Here is a 25879-nt window from a genome sequence, read left to right as displayed (position 1 = left end):
GGTTTTTTTATACCATTATAGCGCGATAAAAGGAAAAACAAGAACATGTCAATTGTTCGAAAAAGTGAATATATGTATTGCGTAAGGAAGACAAGGGCAAGAAGCTTACCAATCATGGCTTCTTAGCTTCTTCTTAAAAGTTTTTAGAGCTATCTATTGTTTCGAATATGTTAAAAAATGTATAATGACACATGAGAGATAATAATAACAGCTCTATAGATAATATGATATACTGTTAAAAATCTCTTAATCTTACATAGTGACTAGGAGAAAAAAATAATGTTAAAAAATTGGAAACAATTCGATTTCACATTGATGATTACCCCGATTCTATTATCTGGTTTTGGAGTATTAATGGTGTACAGTGCAAGTATGGTAGTAGCTGTTGTTGATGGCTTAAATAGCAATTATTATCTGATTAGACAATTAATATTCTTTTTTGTTGCACTTATTGGATTTGCCATCGCATCCTTTTTACCTTACCAGATATATCAAAAATCTATGAAAATAATCATACTATCTTGTATTGTCTTACTGGTAGGAGTTCTTTTCCTTGGGGATACCGTTAATAATGCTAGATCTTGGTTTCGAGTTGGTCCATTTAGCTTGCAGCCCGCTGAAGTTGCTAAGCTAGGTTTGATTATGTACTTAGCTGCTATTTATTCTAAAAAACAGGCATACTTAGACCAATTCAGTAAAGGTGTATTGCCTCCGCTTATTATCACTGCCGTCGTTCTTGGACTAATTATGGGGCAACCAGATGTCGGAACAGCATCTATCATCTTTTTAATGGCATGCTCCGTGATTTTTGCTTCTGGTATCAAGTGGAAACATCTATCTATTCTAATTTTCGCCGGGCTTGTTTTACTAGCATTTGCTATTCCGAACATGGTAACTGAAGAAAGGCTTTCTCGTTTTACAGGAGCTTATCAGCCTTTTAATTCTCCAGATTTAAACGGTTATCAAATCATACAATCTTATGTTGCGATTGGGGTTGGCGGTTTAACTGGGGAAGGATTAGGACAAAGCATTCAAAAATTAGGCTTCTTGGTAGAAGGTCATACCGATTTTATTATGGCCATTATTGCAGAAGAACTTGGTTTTGTAGGTGTTGTTATTGTTATAGGGATGTTAGCAGTTATTGTTCTTAGAGGACTCTATATTTCAAGGAAATGCAGAGATAGTTTTGGTTCATTACTCGCATTAGGAATTGCATCAATGGTTGGAATTCAAACTTTTATTAATTTAGGCGCAATTAGTGGAATCTTGCCAATTACAGGCGTTCCTTTGCCATTTATTAGTTATGGTGGATCTTCATTGTTGATTATGCTGATAGCCATGGGGATTCTTAATAATATAGCCATGCAAGTCAATAAGAAAGAACAAGAAAGAGAAGAACTAGCACCTAAATCTAGTATCTCTCACAGAAAATCTATCAAATCATACAGAGGTGGTAATCTATGACAAACTTAACGCAAATAAGCAAAGTACTAGTTGCAAACAGAGGAGAAATTGCGATACGTGTTTTTCGGGCATGTACAGAGCTAAATATCCGGACAGTAGCTGTCTACTCGAGCGAAGATTCTTCTTCATTTCACCGATTTAAGGCTGATGAGGCATATTTGATCGGTGAAGGGAAGAAGCCAATCGATGCTTACCTAGATATTGAAGGAATCATCGCATTAGCGAAGGAAGTAAATGTGGATGCGATTCATCCAGGGTATGGATTCCTTTCTGAAAACATAGAATTTGCGAAACGATGTGAAGAAGAAGGCATTATTTTTATTGGACCGACCAGCAAACATTTAAGTATGTTTGGGGACAAAGTGAAAGCGAGAGAACAAGCCTTGAGTGCCAATTTACCTATTATTCCGGGCAGTGATGGTCCTGTTGAATCTTTAGATGAGGTAAAAGCTTTTGGGGAAGAACATGGTTATCCAATCATAATTAAAGCTTCCCTTGGCGGCGGTGGTAGAGGTATGCGTGTTGTCGGAGATGCAAATGAAGTAGAAAATGCATATGATCGCGCCAAATCGGAAGCGAAGGCAGCCTTTGGTAATGACGAAATTTATGTAGAAAAACTAATTCAAAATCCAAAGCATATCGAAGTACAGATTATTGGTGACAAACAAGGAAATATTGTTCATTTATATGAAAGAGATTGTTCGGTACAACGCCGTCACCAAAAATTAATCGAGGTAGCTCCGAGCTTATCTCTAAATGAGAACCTGAGAGAAGAAATTTGTCAAGCCGCTGTCGATTTAATGAAAAATGTTGACTATATCAATGCGGGTACAGTGGAATTCCTCGTAACAGAGAATGATTTCTACTTTATTGAAGTAAATCCGCGTGTTCAAGTAGAACACACGATTACAGAAATGATTACGGGCGTGGATATTGTTCAGACGCAAATTAAAATTGCGGATGGCTTTGGACTTCATGATAAAGAAGTTGGCATTCCGAAGCAGGCCGAAATTCAAACACAAGGTTATGCTATTCAATCTCGTGTTACGTCGGAAGATCCATTGAATGATTTTATGCCGGATACAGGAAAAATCAATGCATACCGAAGCGGTGGCGGATTTGGTGTTCGTTTAGATGCAGGAAATGCGTATCAGGGAGCGATTATTTCCCCTCACTATGATTCCTTATTAGTTAAAGTGTCAACTTGGGCTGTTGATTTTGAGCAAGCTGCAATCAAAATGGTCCGAAACTTAAAAGAATTCCGTATAAGAGGGATTAAGACAAATATTCCATTCCTTGAAAATGTGATGGTGCATGAACAATTCTTATCCGGAGAGTATGATACAACTTTCATTGATAAAACACCTGAATTGTTTATTTTCCCAGTTCGCCGAGACCGTGGAACTAAGATGCTGACTTATATTGCAAACACAACTTTAAATGGTGTTGACGGTGCAGAAAAACAAGAGAAGCCGGAGTTCGATAAATTATTGATCCCAAATACAGAGGGTCTAGAGATGCAGCCTGGAACGAAGCAGATCTTAGATGAACGTGGTCCAGACGGTCTTGCGAAGTGGTTAAAAGATCAGGAAAAAGTTTTATTAACTGATACAACATTCCGTGATGCGCACCAATCTTTACTAGCAACACGAGTTCGTACGAATGATTTACTCCATATCGCAGAGCCAACAGCAAAATTACTGCCAAATCTATTTTCTGTAGAAATGTGGGGCGGGGCAACGTATGATGTAGCTTACCGTTTCTTAAAAGAAGATCCTTGGGAAAGATTGTTGCATTTAAGAAAACGTATGCCTAATGTATTATTTCAAATGTTACTTCGTGCTAGTAATGCAGTTGGCTATAAAAATTATCCAGACAATGTTATTGAGCTATTCGTTAAAAGAAGCGCTGAAGCAGGGATAGATGTATTCCGTATTTTTGATAGCTTAAATTGGGTAGAAGGCATGCAGGTTGCAATTGACAATGTACGAAAAACAGATAAAATCGCTGAAGCAGCAATCTGTTATACGGGCGATATTTTAGATACTGGAAGATCCAAATATGATATCGATTATTATAAAAATATGGCAAAAGAATTAGAAACTGCCGGTGCACATATTTTAGGTATTAAAGATATGGCTGGGTTGCTTAAGCCAGAAGCGGCATATCAGTTGATTAGTACATTAAAAGAAACGGTAGATATTCCAATTCATTTACACACACATGATACGAGCGGAAATGGTGTTTATGCGTATTCAAGAGCTATTGAAGCAGGCGTAGATGTTGTTGATGTTTCTGTTGGTTCAATGGCTGGAACTACTTCACAACCAAGTGCGCAGTCACTTTACTATGCTTTAGAAGGAACGAAGCATCAGCCGGAAGTTAATATCGATCATTATGAAGAGATTGGCCAGTATTGGGAAGGTGTCCGCGAGTACTACAAAGATTTTGAGAGTGGTATGAAGTCGCCTCATACTGAAATCTATAATCATGAGATGCCAGGCGGGCAGTACAGTAACCTGCAACAGCAAGCAAAAGCGGTAGGCTTAGGGGATCGCTGGAATGAAGTGAAAAACATGTTCCGTACAGTGAATGATATGTTTGGAGATATTGTAAAAGTTACTCCGTCCTCCAAAGTCGTCGGCGATATGGCACTCTTTATGGTACAAAACGATTTAAATGAAGAAACGATTTACGAAAAAGGAGCATCGCTTGATTTCCCTGATTCTGTGATAGAATTTGCACAAGGTTATATTGGACAGCCTTATCAAGGATTCCCAGAAAAACTGCAAAAACTTATTTTAAAAGATAGAGAGCCAATTACAGTTAGACCTGGGGAACTATTAGAGGATGTTGATTTTACTAAAATGCGTGATACGCTTTATAACGAGTTGAATCGTCCTGTAAATAGTCATGACTTAATATCGTACGCGTTATATCCTAAAGTGTTTAAAGAGTATCAAGATTTTCTTAATACCTATGGCGATATGTCTGTATTAGATACACCGACCTTTTTCTATGGTATGAAACTTGGCGAGGTAATTGAAGTAGAAATTGAAAAAGGGAAAACACTCATTGTTAAATTAGTTTCGATCTCTGAGCCAAAAGAAGACGGTACTCGGGTTGTTTATTTTCAATTAAATGGACAATCAAGAGAAATTTCAGTGCGTGATAACAGTGTTAAGTCTTCTATTGCAGCAAATCCAAAAGCAGATAAATCCAATGCTAATCATGTAGGTGCAACCATGCCTGGGACTGTTCTTGAAGTACATTGTGCTAAAGGAGATTCCGTTAAGAAAGGCCAGCACCTGATGACAAATGAAGCAATGAAGATGGAAACATCGGTACAAGCTCCATTGGATGGTGTGATTAAAGAAATTTATGTCAAAGCCGGCGACTCCATCGCTGTAAATGATTTATTAATCGAATTTGAATAAACTAAAAACCCCGGTAAATTACCGGGGTTTTTAGCTGTTTACTTATAGAGGTTGTTCAAAAAGTCCGGTAAAAATGACACTTCGGGAAAAGGAACTTCTACTAAAATCGCCCACGTCGTGTGGGCAACGTAGAAGTCACCACCTCCTGTGGAAGCTCGTTGGCTTGCTTTTCCGTTCCTCACGTATTCACCGTTAAGGAACTTCTATTAAAACCGCCCACGTCGTGTGGGCAACATAGAAGCCACCACCTCCTGTGGAAGTCCGGTACTCAAAGGCTACGCCGCCTCGAACTTCTTGGTCCTTTTTATCCTCCTTTTTGAACACGCACTTATAATAAAGGAATGTAATCAAAAAGCAATGTCTTTGTTTTGTTGGACTTTGTTTATTCCATTTTTCTTTCTGCTGCTTCGAAATGACAGGTGTATGAAGTAACTTAGCATACCGAAATAACAGGTAATAAAAAGTGCATGCATTAATGCAATTACTAAATTGAGGTGGGTAAAGATAACAAGAGCGCCGAACACAACCTGTAAGGCAATAAGCCCGCATGTTATTAGCCATCCCCAATACATGACATTATTTTTTCTATATTTCTTAATCATGCGAAATGTTAAGAAAATCGTCCATAAAAATAAAATACTTGCTGCAAAACGATGCCCCATCTGCACCCATTGGTTAAATGTATAACTTCCTAAGGATAAGGGGTTAGAATTGCTGCAAAACGGCCAATCAGAGCAAACTAAATTTGAGTCAGTATGGCGGACAAGTGCTCCGCTATAAACAACGCACATGGTATAGATAGAAATAGCATAGATTTCTATTCGATGAGGCTTTTTAATATAAATGTTTTCCGTGTCTAGCTTTTTATCAATTTCAAAGAATAGGAGCATTAATAAAAAGACAGCGGCAAAACAAATTAAAGATATCCCAAAGTGTGTAGCTAATAGAAAGTCAGATTGTCCCCATACAACTGCTGCCGCACCAACCAATGCTTGAACTGCTATAAAGAATAAAGCAGAAAAGCTTAAGAAAATAACTTCCTTATGATGTCTGAATGCTATCCAAGACAGTATTGCCAGTAAAAGTACTAATATACCAATAGCACCACTGACCATTCGATGGCTCAATTCGATGATCATTTCAAAATGCAGGTTAGAAGGGAGGAGCTCTCCTTCACAAAGAGGCCAACTATCTCCACATCCATCTGCTGATCCCGTTTTTGTCACAAGTGCTCCCCCGAGAAGAAGTGGGAGCATCCCGATGGTCGTAATCACAGATAGTATTTTTAGCTTGTTTAACATATTCATGAAACCTCTATTCTATGTAAATTATCCATTGTCTTAAGTTTAACAAAACCAGCGTATGAAACGCTTCCTAAATTTGAACAAAATAGAACAACCTATAAATTCAAACATATCCTAAAATATTTTCAATTTAGGATTTGGGTCAAAGCGAAATTGGTAAGATGTATATATTATTTGTTAATTAAAAAATACCAATATTAATACTACCATGTTTTCGGAAAAGTTTCATTAGCAAATAAAAAAGCTTGCATAATTGTATTGTCTTTGCTAGAAATATAGTATGGATGGGTTTGTTAGAAACAGTTAAGTTTTTCTGAAATAGATAGTATATACATAATTCCGGGTCAACACTAGAATCATTGGATGATCATACCAAAAAAATATTTTCCATGGATTTTAGTGAAAAGCCATAATTCCTTTTCATTATCTATTTTTCTGCTGGACTTTTTAATTGAATGTTCAAATAGTTGTAAAATAATATATTAAAGTTCATTAGATTGTCATAGGAATCCATGCTATAATTAGATAGGAAACGGGGTACATAGATAAAATTGCGTGTATTCTGTTTATTATTATGTCTTCCTACTGGCGCAAAGGGGGGAAATCATGGATAAAGTAGATATGACCTATTCGGAATTGATTGGTAATACGACAATTTCAAACAAACAAAAGATAACTGTTTTTCTAACAGAAGTGAAGGCGTTAATAAAAATTGGTATTGTGAATTCAAATTTAATTACTACAATAACAGGATTTTTAGTCGCTATTGCTTTAACGAACTCCTCCTTCAGTGACCATTGGGGTACATTTCTTTTTACAATATTCGGAAGTGCTTTTGTTATTGCTGGCGGATGTATTATTAATAATTGGTATGATGTAGATATTGACCCCAAAATGTCTAGAACGAAAACACGACCCACTGTAACAGGATTTTTTTCTTTACGAACCATACTGGCTATTGGAATTATTGTGAGCGTTTTTGGACTGGTATTATTGATGTTCACTACTTGGTATGCGATGTTATTTGCTTTTGTTGGCTGGTTTTGCTATGTCGTATTATATACAATATGGTCAAAAAGAAGATATACATTGAATACAGCTATTGGAAGCCTTTCCGGTGCAATGCCTCCTTTAATTGGGTGGGCAGCAGTTGATCCTTCTTTTCATGTGGTTCCCTTTGTCATGTTTCTTATTATGTTTATATGGCAAACACCACACTTCCTTGCTTTGGCGATGAAGAAAAAAGAAGAATATAAGGCGGCCGGAGTACCGATGCTGCCTGTGGTTCAGGGAATGGAAATGACCAAAAGACAAATTGTTGTTTACATTACTTGTCTTTTACCATTACCGGTTTTCTTACTGCCTACAATGGGATTAACGTTTACCATTGTAGCAACCATATTAAATATTGCGTGGCTGGTGATAGGTTTTGCAGGGCTTTTTACGGAAAAAGATATGAAATGGGCTAACTTAGTATTTATATTCTCATTAAATTATTTAACTATTCTTTTTCCGTTAATGATTATTGTAACGCTGCCAATATTTAATTGATTAATGTTTTGTTATTCCTTAAAATTTAAATATAAAAGGAAAGAACAAGAAGAAAGAGAGGTATTCTTACATGAAAGGTTGGATGGGAAAAACTAAGTTATTTTTCGTATTCACTTTACTTGCATTTTTTCTAGCAGGTTGTGGAATGGAAAATCTGACTGCACTTGATCCGAAAGGATATGGAGCAGAAAAATCCATGGATCTTATTATCTTGAGTACATTAATCATGGTAGGTGTATTTATTGTTGTTATGCTGATCTATGTGATTGTACTTATCCGTTTTCGAAGGAAAAAGGACCAAGAAGACCATGTTCCAAAGCAAGTGGAAGGTAATCATAAGCTAGAAGTTATTTGGACAGTAATTCCAATCATCTTAGTATTAATTATTGCTGTACCAACTGTTCTGGCGACTTTCGATCTGGCAGACGACTCTAAGGCAGAAGAACTCATCAATGTTAACGTAAAAGGAAATCAATATTGGTGGCACTTTGAGTATCCCGGAGAAGAAATACAAACTAGTCAGGATTTGTACATCCCTACTGGTGAGCGAGTTTATTTACATATGCTCTCTTCTGATGTCATCCATTCATTCTGGGTTCCATCAATTTCCGGTAAAATGGATGTCAATGCTGAGAACGTCAATACCATGTATATCGAAGCACATGAAGAAGGCGTGTATTGGGGGAAATGTGCTGAATTATGTGGCCCTTCACACTCACTCATGGACTTTAAAGTCATTGCTGTTTCCCCAGAGGAATACGATCAGTGGGTGAATGATATGCAGAATGTGGATCCTGATGCTGAACCTGAAAACGCTGTAGCTCAGGAAGGGCAAGAATTGTTTGAAGCTAAAAACTGTATGGGCTGTCATGCTACAGATTCTGCTGCAACAGGTATTGAAGCAGGAAAGATTAATGCACCTGTAGGTCCAAACCTAACCAACTTTGGCTCTCGTTCTAATGTTGCTGGCGTATTAGAGCATGATAAAGAGCATTTGGTAGATTGGTTATTAGACCCAGAGTCAATTAAGCCAGGGAACAAAATGACAGGTCAGTATGATGAACTCAGTCAGGAGGAAGCTGAGAGTATTGCAGAATATTTACTGCAGTTACAGCCTTCAGAAATAACACCTGAAAGTGCAGGAAATTAAAAAATGAATGGCAGTTACACAAGGGAGGTTTAAAATTTGAGTATGACTAGTGCTCAAAAAAGCGGTTTCGGGGCTACCTTATGGGATTGGCTGACGACTGTCGATCATAAAAAGATCGGTATTCTATACCTTGCAGGCGGAGGATTCTTTTTCCTGTTAGGCGGTCTTGAAGCTGTGATTATTCGTATTCAACTTATTTCACCAGAGAATAATTTTATTAGTGCAGGGCTTTATAACGAAATGATTACCATGCACGGAACAACGATGATTTTTCTTGCAGCAATGCCAATATTATTAGGGTTGATGAACTTTATTATGCCGCTGCAAATTGGAGCGCGGGACGTTGCGTTTCCGTTTCTAAACTCTTTAGGATTCTGGTTATTTTTATTTGGGGGATTGTTATTAAACCTTAGCTGGTTTACCGGTGCACCCGATGCCGGTTGGACCAACTATGCTCCTTTGTCAATACAATCACCGGGTCATGGTATTGACTTCTACGTTATGGGGCTGCAATTATCCGGAGCAGGAACATTAATGGGTGGAATCAACTTTATTGTTACAATTGTATTAATGCGTGCACCGGGTATGACTTATATGAGAATGCCATTGTTTACATGGACCACTTTTGTAGCTAGTATCTTAATACTATTTGCTTTCCCTGCATTGACGGTTGGATTATTTTTAATGATGTTTGACCGCATGTTTGGTTCTGCATTTTTTGATGCTGCATTAGGTGGGAATGCTGTTATTTGGCAGCATTTATTCTGGATCTTTGGACATCCGGAAGTATATATTTTGATTTTACCGGTTTTTGGTGTATTTAGTGAGGTTTTCCCGACATTTGCTAAGAAACGTTTGTTTGGATATACAGCAATGGTATTTGCGACATTTTTAATTGCATTTTTAGGATTTATGGTGTGGGCCCACCATATGTTTACAGTCGGCCTGGGACCAGTTGCAAACTCTATCTTTGCAGTAGCAACGATGGCAATTGCTGTTCCTACGGGAATTAAAATATTTAACTGGCTGTTTACCCTTTGGGGAGGTAGTATCAAAATCAATTCAGCAATGTTATGGTCATTAGCTTTCATTCCGTCATTTACTATTGGAGGAATGACTGGTGTTATGCTTGCTTCAGCTGTTGCTGACTATCAATATCATGACACTTATTTTGTTATTGGACACTTTCACTATGTTATAGTTGGTGGAACAGTGTTTGGTATATTAGCTGGACTTCATTACTGGTGGCCAAAAATGTTTGGAAGGTACTTGAACGAAGTATTAGGTCAAATATCTTTCTGGACTTTCTTTATTGGATTCCATTTAACGTTCTTTATTCAACATTTCTTAGGTTTAATGGGTATGCCGCGCCGTTACTGGGTATTCTTGGAAAACCAAGGATTGGATACAGGTAACTTAATTAGTTCCATTGGTGCTTTCTTTATGTCATTTGGTGTTATTGTATTTTTGATTAATATAATCTACACAACCATCAAAGGAAAAAAAGCCCCTGGCGATGCTTGGGGAAGCGGGCGTACACTTGAATGGACAATTTCATCCCCGCCTGTCCATTATAACTTTAAACAGTTGCCATTAGTTCGCGGGTTAGATCCATTATGGATTGAAAAGATGGAAGGTAATGAAAAAATGACTCCGGCAGAACCGGTAGATGAAATTCATATGCCAAACGGGTCTATTCTTCCTTTCATTATGACGATTGGGTTCACGATTGCTTCCTATGGATTTATTTATCAAACAGGAAATAAATACTGGTTAATTGCTGTATTTGCAGGAATGGCAATTGCATTAATTTGTATGCTGATCCGTTCATTGAAAGATGATCACGGACATCATATCTCTAAAGAAGAACTAGAAAGGGTGGGTGATTAATATGAGTCATGATCATTCCATTGATCCAAAGAATATGCCAAAAGATCCTTCCAAAGCAACAACAGAAGGTAAGTATAAATTTATGGGCTTATGGATATTCCTTGGTGGCGAGACGGTTCTTTTTGCCTGCCTTTTCGGTACGTACCTTGCCTTAAAAGATTCTGCTGCGGGCGGTCCGACAACGCAGGAATTATATGGCATGGGTCTGGTATTCTTAATGACAATTTTGCTTTTAACAAGCTCTTTAACAAGTGTGTATGCAATTTATCACATGAAGAATAATGACTTTAAGAAGATGCAGCTATGGATGGGAATTACAGCATTACTAGGTATCGGGTTCCTTGCTTGCGAGATTTACGAATTTGCACATTATATCCATGAGTTTGGATTTACATTCCGTTCCTCTGCTTTTGGATCAGCTTTCTACACATTAGTTGGCTTCCATGGAGGACACGTTGTATTCGGTTTATCCTGGATTATTGCATTAATGGTTCGTAACTCAAAACGAGGATTAAACCTTTATAATGCGCCAAAATATAATACATTTGCATTATATTGGCACTTTATCGATGTGGTGTGGGTATTCATCTTTACAGTTGTTTATCTGATGGGGATGGTGAGTTAATTTATGCCGGATAAAATGAGCACAAGAAAAATTAATTCGTACCAAAAGCAAAAGAATAAACAAGAAATGCAAAAAATGGTAGTTAGCTTTGCTTTAATGATTTTCTTTACCATAGTTGCATTTGCTCTTGTCATTTTAGAAGTTCCGTCAACTTATGTGATTCCTTTGCTTTTAATTCTAGCTTTTGTTCAAGTAGGATTTCAGTTCTTTTACTTTATGCATTTGAAGGATAAGGGTCATGAAGTACCTTCCCAGATTATTTATGGAGGAGTCTTCGTAACTTTCTTAGTGGCACTTACTTTTACAGCTATTACATGGTGGTAAGTTACTTATAAACGATTTAAGTTAAATATAAATCTTTAAAGGCTACTGCCACTCGATAAAATTAAGCTATGATGATTAGATAAATCATCATAGCTTTTTTAATAAATAAAAAGTCAACACCAAATTTAATTTGCCAACCCTAGACTTTGGTGAAGAGCCATAAAAATAGGAATTTTTCTGAGGTAACTTTTGATTTAAGATGTTTTAAATTCGTCACAATCCCAGTAGAGAATTCTTGTTTGTTTTACGGTATAATAGATAAAGTAGACTTGAGTGGAGATGATTAGGTATGTGGTTAGATATACAAATATTTGGGTTTCGAGCTCTGTGGAGTCCATACTTTATGATATTTATAGTTCTTATTGCTGCGGCTTATTTTCTAATTACTGGTTCCTATCGGCAGAAGATTGGCGATGATGATAAAGCATCTGTGAAACAGCAGGTATCATTTTACACTGCGCTTTTGTGTTTATACTTAGTTAAAGGTTCACCAATTGATTTACTTTCACATATAACACTGACTGCACACATGATACAGATGGCCATTTTCTTACTTGTTGTTCCGATACTTATGATAAAAGGAATTCCAGAATGGATATGGAGAAAAGTGATTGAACAACCTATCATTAAACCTATTGTAAGAATAGGAACGAGGCCGCTAGTATCTTTATTATTATTTAATGGGTTATTTTCCATCTATCATATACCAAGTTTTTTTGAGTTTGCAAAATCATCGTCCGTCCTCCATTTCTTTGTTCATGGATTATTATTCATTGCAGCCTTCTTCATGTGGTTTCCATTAATATCGCCTCTGAAGGAATTTGATCGTCTGCAGCCTTTATTAAAAATAGGTTATATCTTTGTTAACAGTGTGTTAATCACACCTGCTTGTGTATTGATTATCTTTGCACCTGAAGCGCTATATACAACGTATACACAGGGAGGCGCATGGATTCAGGCATTGAGTCTCTGTGTACCAACAGATGTTTTACAAGGACTTACACCTGGTTTAACGGGTCCAGAAATGTTTACACCGATTAGTATTTTAGAAGATCAACAATTGGGTGGTATTGTTATGAAGATAATGCAAGAGATTACTTACGGAATTATTTTAGGGACAATAATCTTTACTTGGTTTAGAGGGGAAAGTAATAAAGTTGATCCGCTGCCACCGACAACAGCAGAAACGCATTAAAGAGATATTGGAGGATCGAAAATGAATTTACTACCAACTATTAGTACATTTTTTATCGCATTGAGTGCTATACTCGTTGCAATAGGCTGGATTTTAATAGCCAAAGGAAAGAGAAAGCAGCATAAGGCCACGATGATAGCTGGGGCTATTAGTGCACTTCTTTTCTTTATTATTTATGTGTCACGCACCGTATTTATCGGTAATACAAGCTTTGGCGGACCTGAGGATGTAAAAACTTATTATACCATTTTCTTGATTTTCCACATTGTTTTAGCAACTGTTGGAGCGGTGTTTGGAATCGTAACGCTTGTATTAGCATTTAAAAGAAAAATTAAGATACACCGAAAAATTGGTCCTGTAACAAGTATCATTTGGTTTTTTAGCGCAGTTACAGGAGTTCTTGTATATATTTTTCTGTATGTATTATACGATCCGGGTGAAACAACCAGTATGATAAAAGCTATTTTAGGATTATAAAAAAGAGAGTCAATGGACTCTCTTTTTTTTTTTTTTAAATTATTTTTTGTAATATTGGAGTTCTTCACTGAGCTTTGCGAGTAATGTGTTTGCTCTTTCTACAACGCTTTCAGGAAATTGTTCTTCTTCACCATATTCTACGCCATGAGGATAATAATGTTTGCCGATTAATGGAGTCATTAATTTAATAACTGCATTGCGTTTATCAACATCCCCGTCAATCGCATATCCTTGTACACGAATATAGTATGTAATATTTTTTTCATTGGATCCAATTTTATAATCATAGGTAACACGCTCATAATCCCACTGCCCTGCGCGGATAAATGCCAGTTTAGCTGTAACATGATCCAATACCTGTACATCAATAATACTGTCTTCTATCCCTGTGTTTTCAATTCTCATAATACTTTCACCTCATCAAAATTATTATAATTATAATTAATTTAAGCATAATACGAAACCGTAATAGATGCAATAGAAACCATAGACGTTAGGAAAGAAAGAGTATACTATAGGGAATACAGGGTATAAAGTAGATAGGTAGAATATCAATTAGGTACTTGTCTGCTGAACGGGGGTTTACATCATGAAGAGGATTCGTAATATTGTGATATTCATGATTATTGCACTCCTCATATTTATTGTTATGAATCAGATGAATTCATCACCAAAAGAGGTTGTAAGGGAAGTAGCTACACACTTTAAAGAAGATAATCGTACATTAGAGCCTAAGGGTACAGGAGCCGTACTTCCTCAGATGGATTTAGAGGGGGATATATATCAATGGATAGGAAAGACGTCAACAGAGCTTATTGACGAGCTTGGGGAACCAAATAGAATTGATGTTAGTGCATATAATTATGAATGGTATGTTTATAATAATTCAGAAAGCCAGTATATTCAGTTTGCAATTTTAAAAGATGAAATCATTTCCATTTATGCTATTGGAGACAATTTAGAGATTTCACCAATAGAGTCTGGTGCAAGTTATGTTGATGTAGCAGACACGTTTCCAATTTTAAGTGAGACTACTTATAAGGAGGGAGACTCTACCTATACATTTCGGTTAACAGCGGAAGATCTTCAGATGAGACCTTTAGTTAAAATGAGTGATTCTCTATTTATTCAACTTTATTTTGATACGATTACAGAAACTCTATCTTCTGTTCGAATTTCTACTGGAGATGCACTTTTACTGCAGAGACCATATGAGATTGAGTATATTGGTAAACTGCCTGAACAACCAGAATTTACAGAAGAAGAGTGGGCGGATATTCAGCAGGGGATGGAACAACAGATTTTTGATATTTCTAATATTATGCGTCATCGCCATAATCGGTCTCGTTTAGAATGGGATGATCAAGCAAGCTTGGTTGCATACGATCACAGTAGAGACATGTATGAGAATGATTATTTTTCTCATGTTAGTCTAGATGGAGATGGTTTAAGAGAGCGGTTAGAGGAGAGGCAAGTTGCTTATGTTGCTGCTGGAGAAAATATTGCAGCACAGTATCCGGACGCTCCTGCTGCAATGGAAGGATGGTTAAACAGTGAAAGTCATCGAGATGCTTTATTGAGTGACGAATATAGTTATTTAGGAGTCGGTGTATATCGCTTTTATTACACGCAAAATTTTTTGGGGAAACCATTTTAACATAGCGACCGAGTAAAAGGAGCCTCTAAGTGCCGGATTTCCTATTAGCAGGAACAGTAACGCATCAAATGCATGCTTCTGGAAGCTTTAGGAGGTTACTATTCTCCTCTCTTTTATAAAACTTTTAAAAGGTGTCATAAGCACTTTTTCAAGCGATTTACATAGGTTATTGTAGGAAGTTTTAAAAAGGACGGTGAGAGAATGAACCAATTACATCCAAGTGTTGCAGCATTTAAAAGTTTTGTGAATCGCCATCCTAAATTACTAAAGGAAATACGAAAAAGCGGCAGGGGATGGCAAGAATATTATGAGAAGTGGGCTATTCTAGATGAAGATGACCCATTTTGGGAAGAATTTAAAGCGGATAGTGAAACTTCTAATCATAAAGAAAAGAAACCAGATAATAAAAAAAGTAAGAAGAGTGATCATTCCGATATTATAAGACAAATTATGGAATATACCCAAAATTTAGATCCTGAAAAGGTGCAGGGACAAGTTGAACAGTTAAGTAAAGCTATCGCAGTTGTTCAAGAAATGATTGGTGATATGAAAAAACCTGCTGGCGAGCAAACACGAAGAGACCCATTTTCATTTAGGAAAGACTAGAGGTGATAAAATGGATAATGAAGTAATCACTTATCTTAAACAAAACCCAGATCTTGCTGAGTTTATCCGATATCACCCAATTTGGTATCGTTATTTAATGCGTGATCCAAAGCGGCTTTCGGAATTAAAGAAAGAAGCAAAGAAATTTTACGGGAAGACGTTTTCCCAAAAAGTAAATAATTTTTCGAATCAATTGCAAATGGTGAGAATGTTTGCTGAAATGGCTAAAGCGATGAAGGATTAAAAACCTCCTCTATTTTCTTTCAAATGATTAAATGGTATGATGATAAAGATAGCTATCTAAGATTTTTTAAGATGTAATCAAGCTAAATCAAATGAAATACATCTATCTTAGGGCTTCATGGCATAAACCTTACAAAGAGATAGTCTCTTTTTATTACATTCGTTCATTTGTTCGTGGAGGTGTGACAATGATTGCTACAATGGAATATGTAGATATATTAGATGAATCGGAGCTCGTTGCAAAAATGGTTTTACAGTCTGATGTGATGGAAGAATATCAAGCAGCTCGTAAAATGCTAGAAGAAGATGAAGTAGCACAGCGACTTATTCGTGCATTTGCAGATGTAAAAGAACATTATGAAGATGTGCAGCGTTTTGGCAGGTACCATCCTGATTACTATGATATTATGAAGCAGGTTCGGTCCAAAAAAAGAGATATGGATATGAACGATAAAGTGGCTGCTTTTAAAGTAGCTGAGCGTAATCTCCAGAATCTTCTAGATCAGATTAGTCAATATGTAGCTGAAAGTGTCAGTGAACAAATTAAAGCACCTAAAGATGGTGCAGCATTAACTGACAGCGGATGCGGCTGTGGAAGCGGCGGAGCTTGTGGCTGCGCTTCGTAAAATAGAACAAAAGCGCAGAGCGCCCGGGTAGCGACGTACGGACTGGACTGAGCCGTAGGAGATAAAGGAAACACGACGACCTTAGGGAGTCGATGTTGACTTATCGTACGGAGGTGAGGGAAGTCTCGCTAGTCGCTGGGCGCTGGAGCTAGACGTGGCTGCTTATGTAACTAAGTTATCCACAGCATTCAAATTTTATAATTTCCTATACAATAAAAAAGAAGGGAGGTTTGCTTATAGCAGCCTTCCTTATACATAATTTAAACAAGAAACGAAAGGAAGGATGGCATGATGGTAGAGCGGCAGGGGATTGTTGTTTGGTTTCAGCATATGAAGAATGTGAGACAGTTAAAAAAACATGGTCATCTTATTCATGTGTCCAAAAAGCATCGATATGCGATCATTTATGTTAATCGTGATGATATGGACGCTATGGAGAAGAAGTTTAATCAGTTTTCTTTTGTTTCTAAAGTGGAACGATCTCAAAAGCCATTTATTTCAACTAACTATGAGAATGCAAAACCAGATAAAGCAAAGCAATATGATTATAAAATGGGGATCTAAAGGTGTGGTTTTGCAGTTAAGAAAATGTGCATTTTCTTTTATAGTATGTGTTCAAAAAGGAGGATAAAAAGGACCAAGTCGGCTAAGGTCGCAACGTCCTGTTGCAACGCCGACACTAGCACGTCCTGTGCGTCGAAAGTTCGAGGCGGCGCTGCCTTTGAGTACCGGACTTCCACAGGAGGTGGTGGCTTCTATGTTGCCCACACGACGTGGGCGGTTTTAGTAGAAGTTCCTTTTCCCGAAGTGTCATTTTTACCGGACTTTTTGAACATCCTCTTATAAGTCAGCATATTTAAATAGCACAGTAAAAGAAGGCACCCGCCAAGTTCTTAAGCGGATGCCTTCTTTTCATAGGTAATAAGAACAGTAGTTATGCTTTTTCTCGATAAAATGGATATTCAAATAGTGCGTTACGGGGAACTGCCTCAGTTCGAAGTTCTTTATCTTTTTTAAAATACACGCTAAAAAGAAAAAACCTGCAGTCAAAACACTGCAGGTCCTTTTATTTTTATCTAAAAATAAAAGGCTAAAGGGAGAGGAGAAACCGGATGAAGTGCTTATGGGGAAGAATAAGCCTTCTTCCGTTTCAACTAAATCAAATTTAGCTGAATCATTATGTTATTATAGACAAAGTAGAAAATAATATACATCATGAAATAAAATAATTTGCTAAAAGCGGGAATCATGGTAGACTATTGACGAGTTAAAAGAAGTTGAGGTGACTTAAGGGTGCGTGTAATAGCAGGAATACATAAAGGAAGAGCATTAAAAAGTGTGCCTGGAGAATCTACAAGACCAACGACTGATAAAGTGAAAGAAGCCGTTTTTCAAGTCATGGGGCCTTTCTTTTCTGGCGGAACAGGATTAGATTTATTTGCAGGAAGTGGTTCACTGGGAATAGAGGCATTGAGCAGAGAAATGTCTAATGTAATTTTTGTGGATAAGCATCCGAAGGCAATTCAAACGATTAAAGATAATTTAAAGACCTTGAAATTAGAAAAGCAGGCAGAAGTATATCGTAATGACGCCAGCCGTGCTTTAAAAGCCATTGCGAAACGAGAATTACAATTTGATTTAGTATTATTGGACCCGCCGTATAAAAGTAAGGATTATTTAAAATTGCTGGATTATCTCCTCGATAATCAAATGCTAAAAAAAGACGCTATGGTATACTGTGAACATGATAAGTCGAATATATTACCGGATACGTATAAGACTTTGAAAGCTATCAAGCAAGCTGATTATGGTGGCTTGGTTGAAGTAACGATTTACCAAATCCAAGAAAGTGAGGAAGCGTGAATGATGAGAAAACTGGCAGTGTGTCCTGGAAGTTTTGATCCAATTACCAATGGGCATTTAGATATTATCAGGCGTGGTGCAAAGGTATTTGAGGAAGTAGTTGTTACGGTATTTAACAATGAATCAAAATCGCCCCTCTTTACCGTAGAAGAGAGAAAACAATTATTAGAAGATTCATTAAAAGATTTACCAAATGTACGAGTAGATTCATCTAGTGAATTGTTGATGGATTATGCCGGGGACATAGGTGCAACCGCAGTTATCAGAGGCTTGCGGGCGGTAAGTGACTTTGAATATGAGATGCAGATAACTTCCATGAATCGGAAGCTGAATGAAGACATTGAAACGTTATTTATGATGACGAACACAAAATATTCATTCTTAAGCTCCAGCATGATAAAAGAAATTGCAAAATATCAAGGGAATATTTCTGGGCTTGTTCCAGAAGTCGTGGAACAGGCGCTAAGGGAGAAGTATAAATAAAAAGATGCGCTTTCATGTTGCTTTATTACATATTCGTTAATGGATCGATATTCATAACCAAAGAAAAAGAGAGATTTAGATTAAAAACTCTCTTTTCTTTTTGTTATTCTTTTTTAATTTTATAGATAATGATAAAGATTGCAGCTGTTAAACTTATTATTGTCATTGCTGGACCAATATCGCGTAATAAATAGTAAATGCTCATCCAAATGGAAGAGTTGTGTATTGTTACAGCAGGAATTTCATTTGAGTTAATAACTATTCGATCGAGATAAAGCGGCTTGTATAATAAAATAGTTAAAATAACTGCAATCGTTCCATGTAAGAGTCGAGCCATGAAATAAGGATAGAATCGGATATCTGTTTTTGCTAATATACTGGCAACCTGTGCTTGTATGGATAAGCCGTTAAATCCAAGAATAAAACTAACTAAGATGGCTTTTTGCAATAAAGAATCGGTTGTTACTTGTGATATCAGGTTTGAACCAACTGTGATTTCAAATAATCCAGAGATAAATGGAAGCCCTAGTTCCTTTGGCAACTCCAAAATAGGAAGAGCGGGTTCAATAAAAGATGCGATGAGTGGTGTTATATCCATTAAAAAAAGAAGCTTAATAAGTACGGAAAACAGGATAATAAATCCACCGACCATGACAAGTGTCTGAATAGAATTTAATACAGCATCGCCTAAGGTTTCTCCAAAAGGCCGACTATTTTTTAACCGGTCTCGGTGCATCTCTCGAAAAGCTCTTTTTAGCGAGAAAGGGTATCTTTTTTTCTTCTTTAAGAGTTGTTCTTGTTTTGTGCCATGAAAGCGCATGATAATGCCGACTACTGCATTTGCTGAATAATGGCAAACGGCCAGCAATAAGCCTAGTTTTATATTGTAAAAAAAACCAGCGGAAACTGCTCCAAAGATAAATAGCGGACTCGAATTATTTGTGAAGGATACCAATCTTTCTGCCTCTATTTGGGTCAGTTGTTTTTCCTCTCGGAGTCTCGCTGTTATTTTTGCCCCTGTTGGATAACCACTTGCCATCCCCATAATCCAGCCGAAACTCCCTGCGCCTGGAATATTAAATAATGGCCGCATAATCGGCTCAAATAAGACTCCTAAAAATTTAACAACCCCAAATGCTAATAACAGCTCAGCAGTAATAAAGAATGGTAGCAAAGATGGGAAAACAACTTCCCACCACATATTTAATCCGCGGATAGCAGCTTCAAGTGCTTGGTCTGGAAATCGTATTAAACTAAGGCATAAAAAGATGGATATACCAGCGTAGCCAAGTGTTTTTAGCTTTTGCTTCAATCTGATGTCCCCCTAATAGAAAGAAAGCTTAATAACCGTTGCTTGCTCTTTCTGTAATGAAGTATCTATTCTGTACAATTATGATGGGAAGTAGTAGAATAATGCTAGCTTGTCCGATGCGTATTCTTCGTTGTAAGAAAGCATTTATACAATATACGCGCATACCTTATGAAAATATGCCATAGATATAAATTTATGTAGGGTGGTAAGGAAGGAGAATAGGCTAGTGTTGCGTTTATCTAAACAAAGGGTTATTGGAATTTTAGTGGTGATATTAATTGTTTACTTATTAGGTGCGTACCAATTACCGTACTATATACAAAAACCTGGGGGAGCTGATGCACTGGATCCGATTGTAGAGGTAGAGAATGGCTATTCAAGTGAAGGGGATATGCATTTAGTAACCGTTAGCGGTATGCAGGCAACACCCATTTTATATGCTGCTGCCTTGTTGTTACCTCACCAGGAAATTCTGCCAATAGATCAGGTTTTCCCTGAAGGAATGTCTCAAGAAGACTATATGGCTGCGCAGCTTCAGGTAATGGAAAGTTCTCAAGAAGCTGCGACAGTTGTTGCTTATGAAAGTGCAGGTAAGGATATAAACATTAATTATCGGGGTGTTTATGTTGTTGCTACGGTAGATGGCTTACCGGCTGATGGAAAATTAGAAAGCGGCGATCGAATCATTGGTATTGATGATGCGAAAGTAAAAGAGTCTCAAGACTTAATCGAATATATTGATGGCAATGAAGCTGGTGACACCGTAACAATTACTTATGAAAGAGATGACGAAGAACATACCGTAGATATAGAGCTAGAACGATTAGATGATCAAAGTGACCGTGTAGGTATTGGTATTAACCTTGTGACAGATCGGGAAGTAACAGTGGACCCTGAAATTAAATTTTCCAGTGGCGGTATTGGTGGACCAAGTGCGGGTCTTATGTTTTCATTAGAAATCTTTGATCAGTTAACGAAAGAAGATTTAACTGGCGGGAAACAAATAGGTGGCACTGGTGAAATTGATTATGATGGAAATGTCCATCGAATTGGTGGGATTGATAAGAAAGTCGTTGCCTCTGATAAAGAAGGTGTAGATATTTTCTTTGCTCCGAATGAAGATGGGCGAGAAGGCTCTAATTACCAAGTAGCACTTGAAACAGCGGAAAGGATAGGAACAGATATGAAGATTGTTCCAGTAGATACCTTTGAAGACGCAGTAGAGTACTTAGAAAGTGTTGCTAATTAGTAGTATAAAAAAGGATTTTCGTACCGTGTAAGGGCGCGAAAATCCTTTTTTCATTAGCTTTGGGGGTAATTAACTATTGTTCTAAACAATAACTGGATTTTTAATCTCCTGTAAAAAGAATTCACGTGGTTTACTTCCGGATAGAGCACTGTAGTATGCTTTAGCTGCTCGTTCCTCTATTTGTAAAAAGGGATGCTGTATTTGATTGATTTTTGTAATAAATGGAAGTGCTGTTTTCTTTTTCTGCTGATTTAAAAATGATTGACCTATCTTGTTCATAGCGAGAACGCGTATATAACCTAAATCATGGGCAAGTATGTTTTCTGTTTTTTTTGTATTTGTTAATATATGAACAAATATACGCTGTAGCCTTGTCCACGTGTAACGTTTTGTTTTTAAAGCAGTCATCCACTCCTGAAATGAGCAAGCATCTTGAGCCGTACGCATAATTCGATGTTCGAGACCTTCTGCAACACCTTCTATTTGCTGTAATTCCGTTAAAGACATCGTCTGAACCCGATACTTTAAAAAAGGGAAATATAATTCCCATTCATGCCAATAACCTGTTTGGTGTTTATAGTTAGTTAAAATATCAAACGTCGTTGCTGGCATGGTTTCCGAAGCTCGTTCCGTTGTAGAAGGACTTTTAAATATTTCTTTGCGTATACTGGTCGCACTGGCGATGTTTCCCGTAATTTCTGTATCGTGATAATTATTGTAGATACGCTGAATGGTAAATGGTTCAATAGAATAATTTGAATCTTTGATTGCGCGAATATAACTTAAACCTAGAATATTATTTGGTTTTGATAAGTCAAGTGTATCAGAAGTATTAAAAACAGTTTGATAAGCTCTTGTCGCTGCGTCAGGATATGCGTAGCCTTTATTTAAAAATGTTTTTATATGGGATTGGTATTGATCCTCATGTTGCTTGTGCAGATGATAGGCATTAATAAATGAATCAATGTCGCCAGATTCACTTCCAAAACAGACAGAATCCACCCCGGCATGATAGAGTACATCGATAGCTCCTCTTGCAAAATAATCACTGTGTTGAACAGCATAGACATATGGTAATTCAAGGACTAAATCCACGCCGCCGAGAATAGCTGCTTTTGCTCTGCTAAATTTATCGGTTATAGCTGGCTCGCCACGCTGCAAAAAATTCCCGCTCATAACAGCAACTACACAATCAGCACCTGTTTTTTTCTTTGATTGTTGCAAATGATATTGATGACCATAGTGAAAAGGGTTATACTCCACAATTAAACCACATGTTTTCATACACTCACCTCTATTTTTTCAAGTAAACTAATTTTAACACATTCGTTTGGTGTGCGTAGTTTTTCATCATATTTGTATTATATCAGGATATCCTAAAAGGAAGTTTAACCACTGTGAGAGAATGAGAATGACAAAAGGTTTAAGTACCGGTAGAATGATATTAACTAGCGTTTTGTACTTTTGGTATTAGGGAATACTACTTCTGTAAAGAAAATATATTGACAAACGTAGCATTTTCTTTTATCATTTATCTTGTTGCCTAGAGGTGATTATAATGAAATTGACTATTAATCAGATTAGAAAAGGTTCCGTGGATGAGCCGTATTTCTTTGATAGCCAAGTAGATGTGACAGAGCTGGAAACGATGAAGAATGATATTCGTAAAATTACTCCAGTGCATGTAACAGGGCAAGTAATTATACATGGTGATGAGTTCTACGTGAACTTTCATATAAAAGGAGAAATGACACTCCCATGCGCCCGTACATTGGTGGATGTTCCTTACCCGTTTGAAATAGATGCAAGTGAAGTTTTTTCTACATCTACTTATTACGGAAAAGAAGAAGAGGAACAAGAAATTCATCCAATTCAGGGAGAAGTTCTTGACTTAACACCATATATCAAGGAAAATATATTACTGGAAATTCCGTTCCGCGTTTTTGCTGATAACGCTGATTCGGATGAAGCAGCTCCTTCTAGCGGAAAGGGCTGGGAATTTGTATCTGAAACTAAGGAAGAGAAGTCCATTGATCCAAGATTACAGAAATTGGAATCTCTCCTTAAAAATAACCAGAAAGAAAAATAAGAATCTGATTCAAGTTTTACTTTCATTTTTGAAGGAGGTGTAAGTCATGGCAGTACCTAAAAGAAGAACTTCCAAAAAAGTAAAGAACCAACGCCGTACGCATAAAAAATTGAACGTACCTGGTATGGTAGAATGCTCTAACTGTGGTGAATTAACAAAACCTCATCATGTTTGCAAATCTTGTGGACATTATGACGGAAAAGAAGTTGTTAGTAACTAATACCGACTAATAAAAACAGATCACATCCACGTGATCTGTTTTTTTCATGGTGAAAAAAGTGACTGCAATAGAGGGATGGTGCAAGTTTGGATAATTGATTTTTACCTGAAAAACTTTCCCTAATTTATTGGATAATTTTAATATAAAACGATTCTAGTATACCTAGTTTTTGCATACATTGATAGCAAACCCTATTAGGAGGTATGTTATGAACGATACAAGACAGGATGCTTGGACGGAGGAAGAAGACAAATTATTAGCAGATACGGTTTTACAGTGTATCCAAGAAGGAAGAACGCAATTAGAGGCATTTAAAGAAGTGGCCGCAAAACTTTCTAGAACATCAGCAGCATGTGGATTCCGCTGGAATGCAAAAATAAGAAAACAATGTCAGAGTCAAGTCCAAGCTGCAAAAGAAAAGAGGAAAGCTGGACTAAAGCAGCAAATTGCATATCCAACGATAGAAGCTTCATCCATTCACTCTATCGATGCTGCTATTCAGTTATTAGAAAAAATGCGGACAGATATGCCCCAGCAAGCGGATTTTGTAAAGCGAGAAGAATTAGAAAAAGTCTTACAGGAAAATAGAGAATTAAAAAAGCGAATAGAAACGTACGAACAATTATGGGGAAGAGTGAATCATCTCATGAAGTCTATTTCAATCCCGTAAAAGGAAGGAACGTATAAAGGATTATGCACTTATAGTGCGTGTTGAAAAAAGGAGGGTAAAAAGGACCAAGAAGTTCGAGGCGGCGTAGCTCCCCGTACCGGACTTTTGGAACAACCTCTTATAGGGATATTTTTATGCAAACAATGGGTATTTGCACTATATAGCAATTGATATCCGAAAATCACTTTTCTGAAGGAAAATAGTTGCTTTCTTACGTAGTAAAAAAGACAGGAAGCTTATTGCTTCGTGTCTTTTTCTTTAACGCCTTCAGGTAACCAGAGCAGCGGGTTCTCTCCTAAATCACGTTCCATTTCGTAATGTGGCTTAATAAAGCCCATCTTTTCCCAAAATCCATGTGAATTAATTCTCGGACTTGTTTTAATAGGGAGCTGAAAACTTTTTGCAAAATCGACAAGTGCTTTTCCATAGCCTTTACCTTGATAATTGGGCAGCACCTCAAGCTTCCATAAAGTTAAATAATCTTGGGCCGGCTCGAAGTAAAAATCGTATTTCCTGCTCACTTCATAAAGACTCATCCTGGCTATTAAGCTATCACCAATATAGATTCCGTAAAAAGGAGACTTGCTATTATTCTCAATAATCTTATTCTGTAAATCTTCCATCATGGTCAATTCTTGATTCCCATACTCGCGAAAGCGCTTAAAATTTTCTAGAGTTTTAAAATTAATTAATAAATTCTCTATCTTTATATTTTCCATGTTAACCCCTCCTGAATTTGTTGGAAATTTTCTGGACAGACAGTTAAAACCAATGTAGATTTCTTTCTCTGTCTAAATTATAATACATAGGAGACAAATTTAAAATTATTTCTGTTCTTTCCGTACTAAATCAGCTAAAATGAATCACATCGTTTAGTTTACTTGAGCGAAATATTTGTTTTCAGGGGGAAAAGAATGAGAGATACGATTTACTATACATTATCTGTTTTTATTGCTTTTCCATTTATCATTACTTTTTTAGCATACTGGATAACGAAGCTGAGTAAAAAACATACATGGAAAGCAGTACATAATGCTGTTCAATGGTCAGCCATATTTTTTATTTTAGGTGTAGGGATCTTATTGCAGCTTCTATTTGGCCGCAGCTTTTTTGGATGGATTGTCTTGCTGTTATTAATTAGCTTAGCAGGGATTTTAATTCAACAATATCGAAAACAAACGGAAATTGATGTATTAAAAGCGATTAAATTAGTCTGCAGGAGTGCATTTTTACTATTTTCATCCGCTTATATTATCTTAAGTTTTGTTTATATTATTATAGAAGTTTCGTCTTAAAAAATTATTCTTGAATTCCTGAAGATGACGTAAAATAGTTTGTGTAAAATAGTTGAGATAAAAAAAGAGGTAGGGTACCCTCGAAATTGGACAAAAAATCAAGAAAGGAGACCCTACCATGTCTCAAAGTATAAATCAAAATACCTTTA

General features: G+C 36.8%; 26 protein-coding genes. 21 read left to right on the top strand and 5 right to left on the bottom strand.

Annotation, left to right across the window (positions count from 1 at the left end):
* Positions 1-279 precede the first annotated feature (279 nt).
* Together ftsW and pyc are read left to right on the top strand one after the other, a co-directional pair.
* Positions 280-1464 carry a putative lipid II flippase FtsW gene (gene ftsW, locus KI343_RS04490; protein ID WP_212925244.1) on the top strand — a complete coding sequence of 395 codons (1185 nt, stop codon included), beginning with the start codon at positions 280-282 and terminating at the stop codon, positions 1462-1464.
* The gene (pyc, locus tag KI343_RS04485) at positions 1461-4901 is read left to right on the top strand and encodes a pyruvate carboxylase (RefSeq protein ID WP_212925243.1); all 3441 of its coding nucleotides are present in this window, start codon (positions 1461-1463) and stop codon (positions 4899-4901) included. The genes ftsW and pyc overlap by 4 nt, the downstream gene beginning before the upstream one ends.
* Positions 4902-5248: 347 nt before the next feature.
* Here the strand turns inward: pyc and KI343_RS04480 are convergent, their stop codons facing one another.
* Complete coding sequence (locus KI343_RS04480) at positions 5249-6202, bottom strand: COX15/CtaA family protein (protein ID WP_212925242.1); 954 nt, start codon at positions 6200-6202, stop codon at positions 5249-5251.
* A 609-nt stretch (positions 6203-6811) separates the two neighbouring features.
* Here KI343_RS04480 and cyoE point away from each other — a divergent pair.
* The 7 genes from cyoE (at position 6812) to KI343_RS04445 (ending at position 13417) form a co-directional block, all read left to right on the top strand.
* A complete protein-coding gene (cyoE, locus tag KI343_RS04475; RefSeq protein ID WP_212925241.1) occupies positions 6812-7756 on the top strand; it encodes a heme o synthase in 945 nt (314 codons plus the stop codon).
* Between the two features lie 70 nt (positions 7757-7826).
* Positions 7827-8906: a cytochrome c oxidase subunit II gene (gene coxB / locus KI343_RS04470; RefSeq protein ID WP_212925240.1), complete on the top strand. Its 1080-nt coding sequence runs from the start codon at positions 7827-7829 to the stop codon at positions 8904-8906.
* Positions 8907-8942: 36 nt separating this feature from the next.
* Positions 8943-10796, top strand: a complete 1854-nt coding sequence (gene ctaD / locus KI343_RS04465; RefSeq protein ID WP_212925239.1) for a cytochrome c oxidase subunit I — start codon at positions 8943-8945, stop codon at positions 10794-10796.
* Position 10797: 1 nt separating this feature from the next.
* Positions 10798-11421, top strand: a complete 624-nt coding sequence (locus tag KI343_RS04460; protein ID WP_212925238.1) for a cytochrome (ubi)quinol oxidase subunit III — start codon at positions 10798-10800, stop codon at positions 11419-11421.
* A 3-nt stretch (positions 11422-11424) separates the two neighbouring features.
* Positions 11425-11745, top strand: a complete 321-nt coding sequence (gene ctaF, locus KI343_RS04455; RefSeq protein ID WP_212925237.1) for a cytochrome c oxidase subunit IVB — start codon at positions 11425-11427, stop codon at positions 11743-11745.
* Between the two features lie 289 nt (positions 11746-12034).
* Positions 12035-12940, top strand: coding sequence for a cytochrome c oxidase assembly factor CtaG (ctaG, locus tag KI343_RS04450; protein ID WP_212925236.1), 906 nt, complete (start codon positions 12035-12037; stop codon positions 12938-12940).
* 21 nt (positions 12941-12961) lie between these two features.
* Entirely contained in the window at positions 12962-13417 is a 456-nt protein-coding gene (locus KI343_RS04445; protein ID WP_212925235.1) for a DUF420 domain-containing protein, read from the top strand.
* Between the two features lie 39 nt (positions 13418-13456).
* Here KI343_RS04445 and KI343_RS04440 read toward each other — a convergent pair whose 3' ends face one another.
* Entirely contained in the window at positions 13457-13822 is a 366-nt protein-coding gene (locus KI343_RS04440; RefSeq protein ID WP_212925234.1) for a YugN family protein, read from the bottom strand.
* Between the two features lie 184 nt (positions 13823-14006).
* On the opposite strand from KI343_RS04440, the gene KI343_RS04435 reads away from it, so the two are divergent.
* From KI343_RS04435 to coaD, 7 genes are all read left to right on the top strand, one after another.
* Positions 14007-15074: a CAP domain-containing protein gene (locus KI343_RS04435; RefSeq protein WP_212925233.1), complete on the top strand. Its 1068-nt coding sequence runs from the start codon at positions 14007-14009 to the stop codon at positions 15072-15074.
* A gap of 201 nt (positions 15075-15275) precedes the next feature.
* Positions 15276-15680, top strand: coding sequence for a spore coat protein YlbD (gene ylbD, locus KI343_RS04430; RefSeq protein WP_212925232.1), 405 nt, complete (start codon positions 15276-15278; stop codon positions 15678-15680).
* Positions 15681-15690: 10 nt separating this feature from the next.
* Complete coding sequence (locus KI343_RS04425; RefSeq protein WP_212925231.1) at positions 15691-15924, top strand: YlbE-like family protein; 234 nt, start codon at positions 15691-15693, stop codon at positions 15922-15924.
* A 187-nt stretch (positions 15925-16111) separates the two neighbouring features.
* Complete coding sequence (locus KI343_RS04420) at positions 16112-16549, top strand: YlbF/YmcA family competence regulator (protein WP_212925230.1); 438 nt, start codon at positions 16112-16114, stop codon at positions 16547-16549.
* 288 nt (positions 16550-16837) lie between these two features.
* On the top strand, positions 16838-17113 hold the full coding sequence (locus KI343_RS04415; RefSeq protein WP_212925229.1) for a YlbG family protein: 276 nt from the start codon (positions 16838-16840) through the stop codon (positions 17111-17113).
* Between the two features lie 729 nt (positions 17114-17842).
* On the top strand, positions 17843-18412 hold the full coding sequence (gene rsmD, locus KI343_RS04410; RefSeq protein ID WP_212925228.1) for a 16S rRNA (guanine(966)-N(2))-methyltransferase RsmD: 570 nt from the start codon (positions 17843-17845) through the stop codon (positions 18410-18412).
* 3 nt (positions 18413-18415) lie between these two features.
* Complete coding sequence (gene coaD / locus KI343_RS04405) at positions 18416-18895, top strand: pantetheine-phosphate adenylyltransferase (RefSeq protein ID WP_212925227.1); 480 nt, start codon at positions 18416-18418, stop codon at positions 18893-18895.
* A 103-nt stretch (positions 18896-18998) separates the two neighbouring features.
* Here the strand turns inward: coaD and ylbJ are convergent, their stop codons facing one another.
* The gene (gene ylbJ, locus KI343_RS04400) at positions 18999-20207 is read right to left on the bottom strand and encodes a sporulation integral membrane protein YlbJ (RefSeq protein WP_212925226.1); all 1209 of its coding nucleotides are present in this window, start codon (positions 20205-20207) and stop codon (positions 18999-19001) included.
* Between the two features lie 229 nt (positions 20208-20436).
* On the opposite strand from ylbJ, the gene KI343_RS04395 reads away from it, so the two are divergent.
* On the top strand, positions 20437-21456 hold the full coding sequence (locus KI343_RS04395; RefSeq protein WP_212925428.1) for a SepM family pheromone-processing serine protease: 1020 nt from the start codon (positions 20437-20439) through the stop codon (positions 21454-21456).
* 81 nt (positions 21457-21537) lie between these two features.
* On the opposite strand, the gene KI343_RS04390 is transcribed toward KI343_RS04395, so the two are convergent.
* The gene (locus tag KI343_RS04390; protein WP_212925225.1) at positions 21538-22740 is read right to left on the bottom strand and encodes a nucleotidyltransferase; all 1203 of its coding nucleotides are present in this window, start codon (positions 22738-22740) and stop codon (positions 21538-21540) included.
* A gap of 274 nt (positions 22741-23014) precedes the next feature.
* On the opposite strand from KI343_RS04390, the gene KI343_RS04385 reads away from it, so the two are divergent.
* The 3 genes from KI343_RS04385 to KI343_RS20315 all read left to right on the top strand — a co-directional run bounded on the left by KI343_RS04385 (position 23015) and on the right by KI343_RS20315 (position 24435).
* Positions 23015-23545 (top strand): YceD family protein, encoded by a 531-nt coding sequence (locus tag KI343_RS04385; RefSeq protein WP_212925224.1) that lies wholly within the window; start codon positions 23015-23017, stop codon positions 23543-23545.
* Between the two features lie 46 nt (positions 23546-23591).
* Positions 23592-23765 (top strand): 50S ribosomal protein L32, encoded by a 174-nt coding sequence (gene rpmF / locus KI343_RS04380; RefSeq protein WP_212925223.1) that lies wholly within the window; start codon positions 23592-23594, stop codon positions 23763-23765.
* Positions 23766-23973: 208 nt separating this feature from the next.
* Positions 23974-24435, top strand: a complete 462-nt coding sequence (locus KI343_RS20315; protein WP_212925222.1) for a Myb-like DNA-binding domain-containing protein — start codon at positions 23974-23976, stop codon at positions 24433-24435.
* Between the two features lie 236 nt (positions 24436-24671).
* Here the strand turns inward: KI343_RS20315 and KI343_RS04370 are convergent, their stop codons facing one another.
* Positions 24672-25154, bottom strand: a complete 483-nt coding sequence (locus KI343_RS04370) for an N-acetyltransferase (protein WP_212925221.1) — start codon at positions 25152-25154, stop codon at positions 24672-24674.
* A 195-nt stretch (positions 25155-25349) separates the two neighbouring features.
* On the opposite strand from KI343_RS04370, the gene KI343_RS04365 reads away from it, so the two are divergent.
* The gene (locus tag KI343_RS04365) at positions 25350-25730 is read left to right on the top strand and encodes a DUF3397 domain-containing protein (protein ID WP_212925220.1); all 381 of its coding nucleotides are present in this window, start codon (positions 25350-25352) and stop codon (positions 25728-25730) included.
* Positions 25731-25879 lie beyond the last annotated feature (149 nt).

Source organism: Oceanobacillus sp. J11TS1 (assembly GCF_018333215.1).
Taxonomy (GTDB): Bacteria; Bacillota; Bacilli; order Bacillales; family Amphibacillaceae; genus Oceanobacillus.
The sequence above is the reverse complement of the archived record's forward strand: the minus strand, read 5'-3'. Positions and strand labels throughout refer to the sequence as shown.

Coding starts and splice junctions, on each gene's coding strand:
- ftsW (WP_212925244.1), top strand. CDS start 280: ATGTTAAAAAATTGGAAACAATTCGATTTCACATTGATGATTACCCCG.
- pyc (WP_212925243.1), top strand. CDS start 1,461: ATGACAAACTTAACGCAAATAAGCAAAGTACTAGTTGCAAACAGAGGA.
- KI343_RS04480 (WP_212925242.1), bottom strand. CDS start 6,202: ATGTTAAACAAGCTAAAAATACTATCTGTGATTACGACCATCGGGATG.
- cyoE (WP_212925241.1), top strand. CDS start 6,812: ATGGATAAAGTAGATATGACCTATTCGGAATTGATTGGTAATACGACA.
- coxB (WP_212925240.1), top strand. CDS start 7,827: ATGAAAGGTTGGATGGGAAAAACTAAGTTATTTTTCGTATTCACTTTA.
- KI343_RS04460 (WP_212925238.1), top strand. CDS start 10,798: ATGAGTCATGATCATTCCATTGATCCAAAGAATATGCCAAAAGATCCT.
- ctaF (WP_212925237.1), top strand. CDS start 11,425: ATGCCGGATAAAATGAGCACAAGAAAAATTAATTCGTACCAAAAGCAA.
- ctaG (WP_212925236.1), top strand. CDS start 12,035: ATGTGGTTAGATATACAAATATTTGGGTTTCGAGCTCTGTGGAGTCCA.
- KI343_RS04445 (WP_212925235.1), top strand. CDS start 12,962: ATGAATTTACTACCAACTATTAGTACATTTTTTATCGCATTGAGTGCT.
- KI343_RS04440 (WP_212925234.1), bottom strand. CDS start 13,822: ATGAGAATTGAAAACACAGGGATAGAAGACAGTATTATTGATGTACAG.
- KI343_RS04435 (WP_212925233.1), top strand. CDS start 14,007: ATGAAGAGGATTCGTAATATTGTGATATTCATGATTATTGCACTCCTC.
- ylbD (WP_212925232.1), top strand. CDS start 15,276: ATGAACCAATTACATCCAAGTGTTGCAGCATTTAAAAGTTTTGTGAAT.
- KI343_RS04425 (WP_212925231.1), top strand. CDS start 15,691: ATGGATAATGAAGTAATCACTTATCTTAAACAAAACCCAGATCTTGCT.
- KI343_RS04420 (WP_212925230.1), top strand. CDS start 16,112: ATGATTGCTACAATGGAATATGTAGATATATTAGATGAATCGGAGCTC.
- KI343_RS04415 (WP_212925229.1), top strand. CDS start 16,838: ATGATGGTAGAGCGGCAGGGGATTGTTGTTTGGTTTCAGCATATGAAG.
- coaD (WP_212925227.1), top strand. CDS start 18,416: ATGAGAAAACTGGCAGTGTGTCCTGGAAGTTTTGATCCAATTACCAAT.
- KI343_RS04390 (WP_212925225.1), bottom strand. CDS start 22,740: ATGAAAACATGTGGTTTAATTGTGGAGTATAACCCTTTTCACTATGGT.
- KI343_RS04385 (WP_212925224.1), top strand. CDS start 23,015: ATGAAATTGACTATTAATCAGATTAGAAAAGGTTCCGTGGATGAGCCG.
- rpmF (WP_212925223.1), top strand. CDS start 23,592: ATGGCAGTACCTAAAAGAAGAACTTCCAAAAAAGTAAAGAACCAACGC.
- KI343_RS20315 (WP_212925222.1), top strand. CDS start 23,974: ATGAACGATACAAGACAGGATGCTTGGACGGAGGAAGAAGACAAATTA.
- KI343_RS04370 (WP_212925221.1), bottom strand. CDS start 25,154: ATGGAAAATATAAAGATAGAGAATTTATTAATTAATTTTAAAACTCTA.
- KI343_RS04365 (WP_212925220.1), top strand. CDS start 25,350: ATGAGAGATACGATTTACTATACATTATCTGTTTTTATTGCTTTTCCA.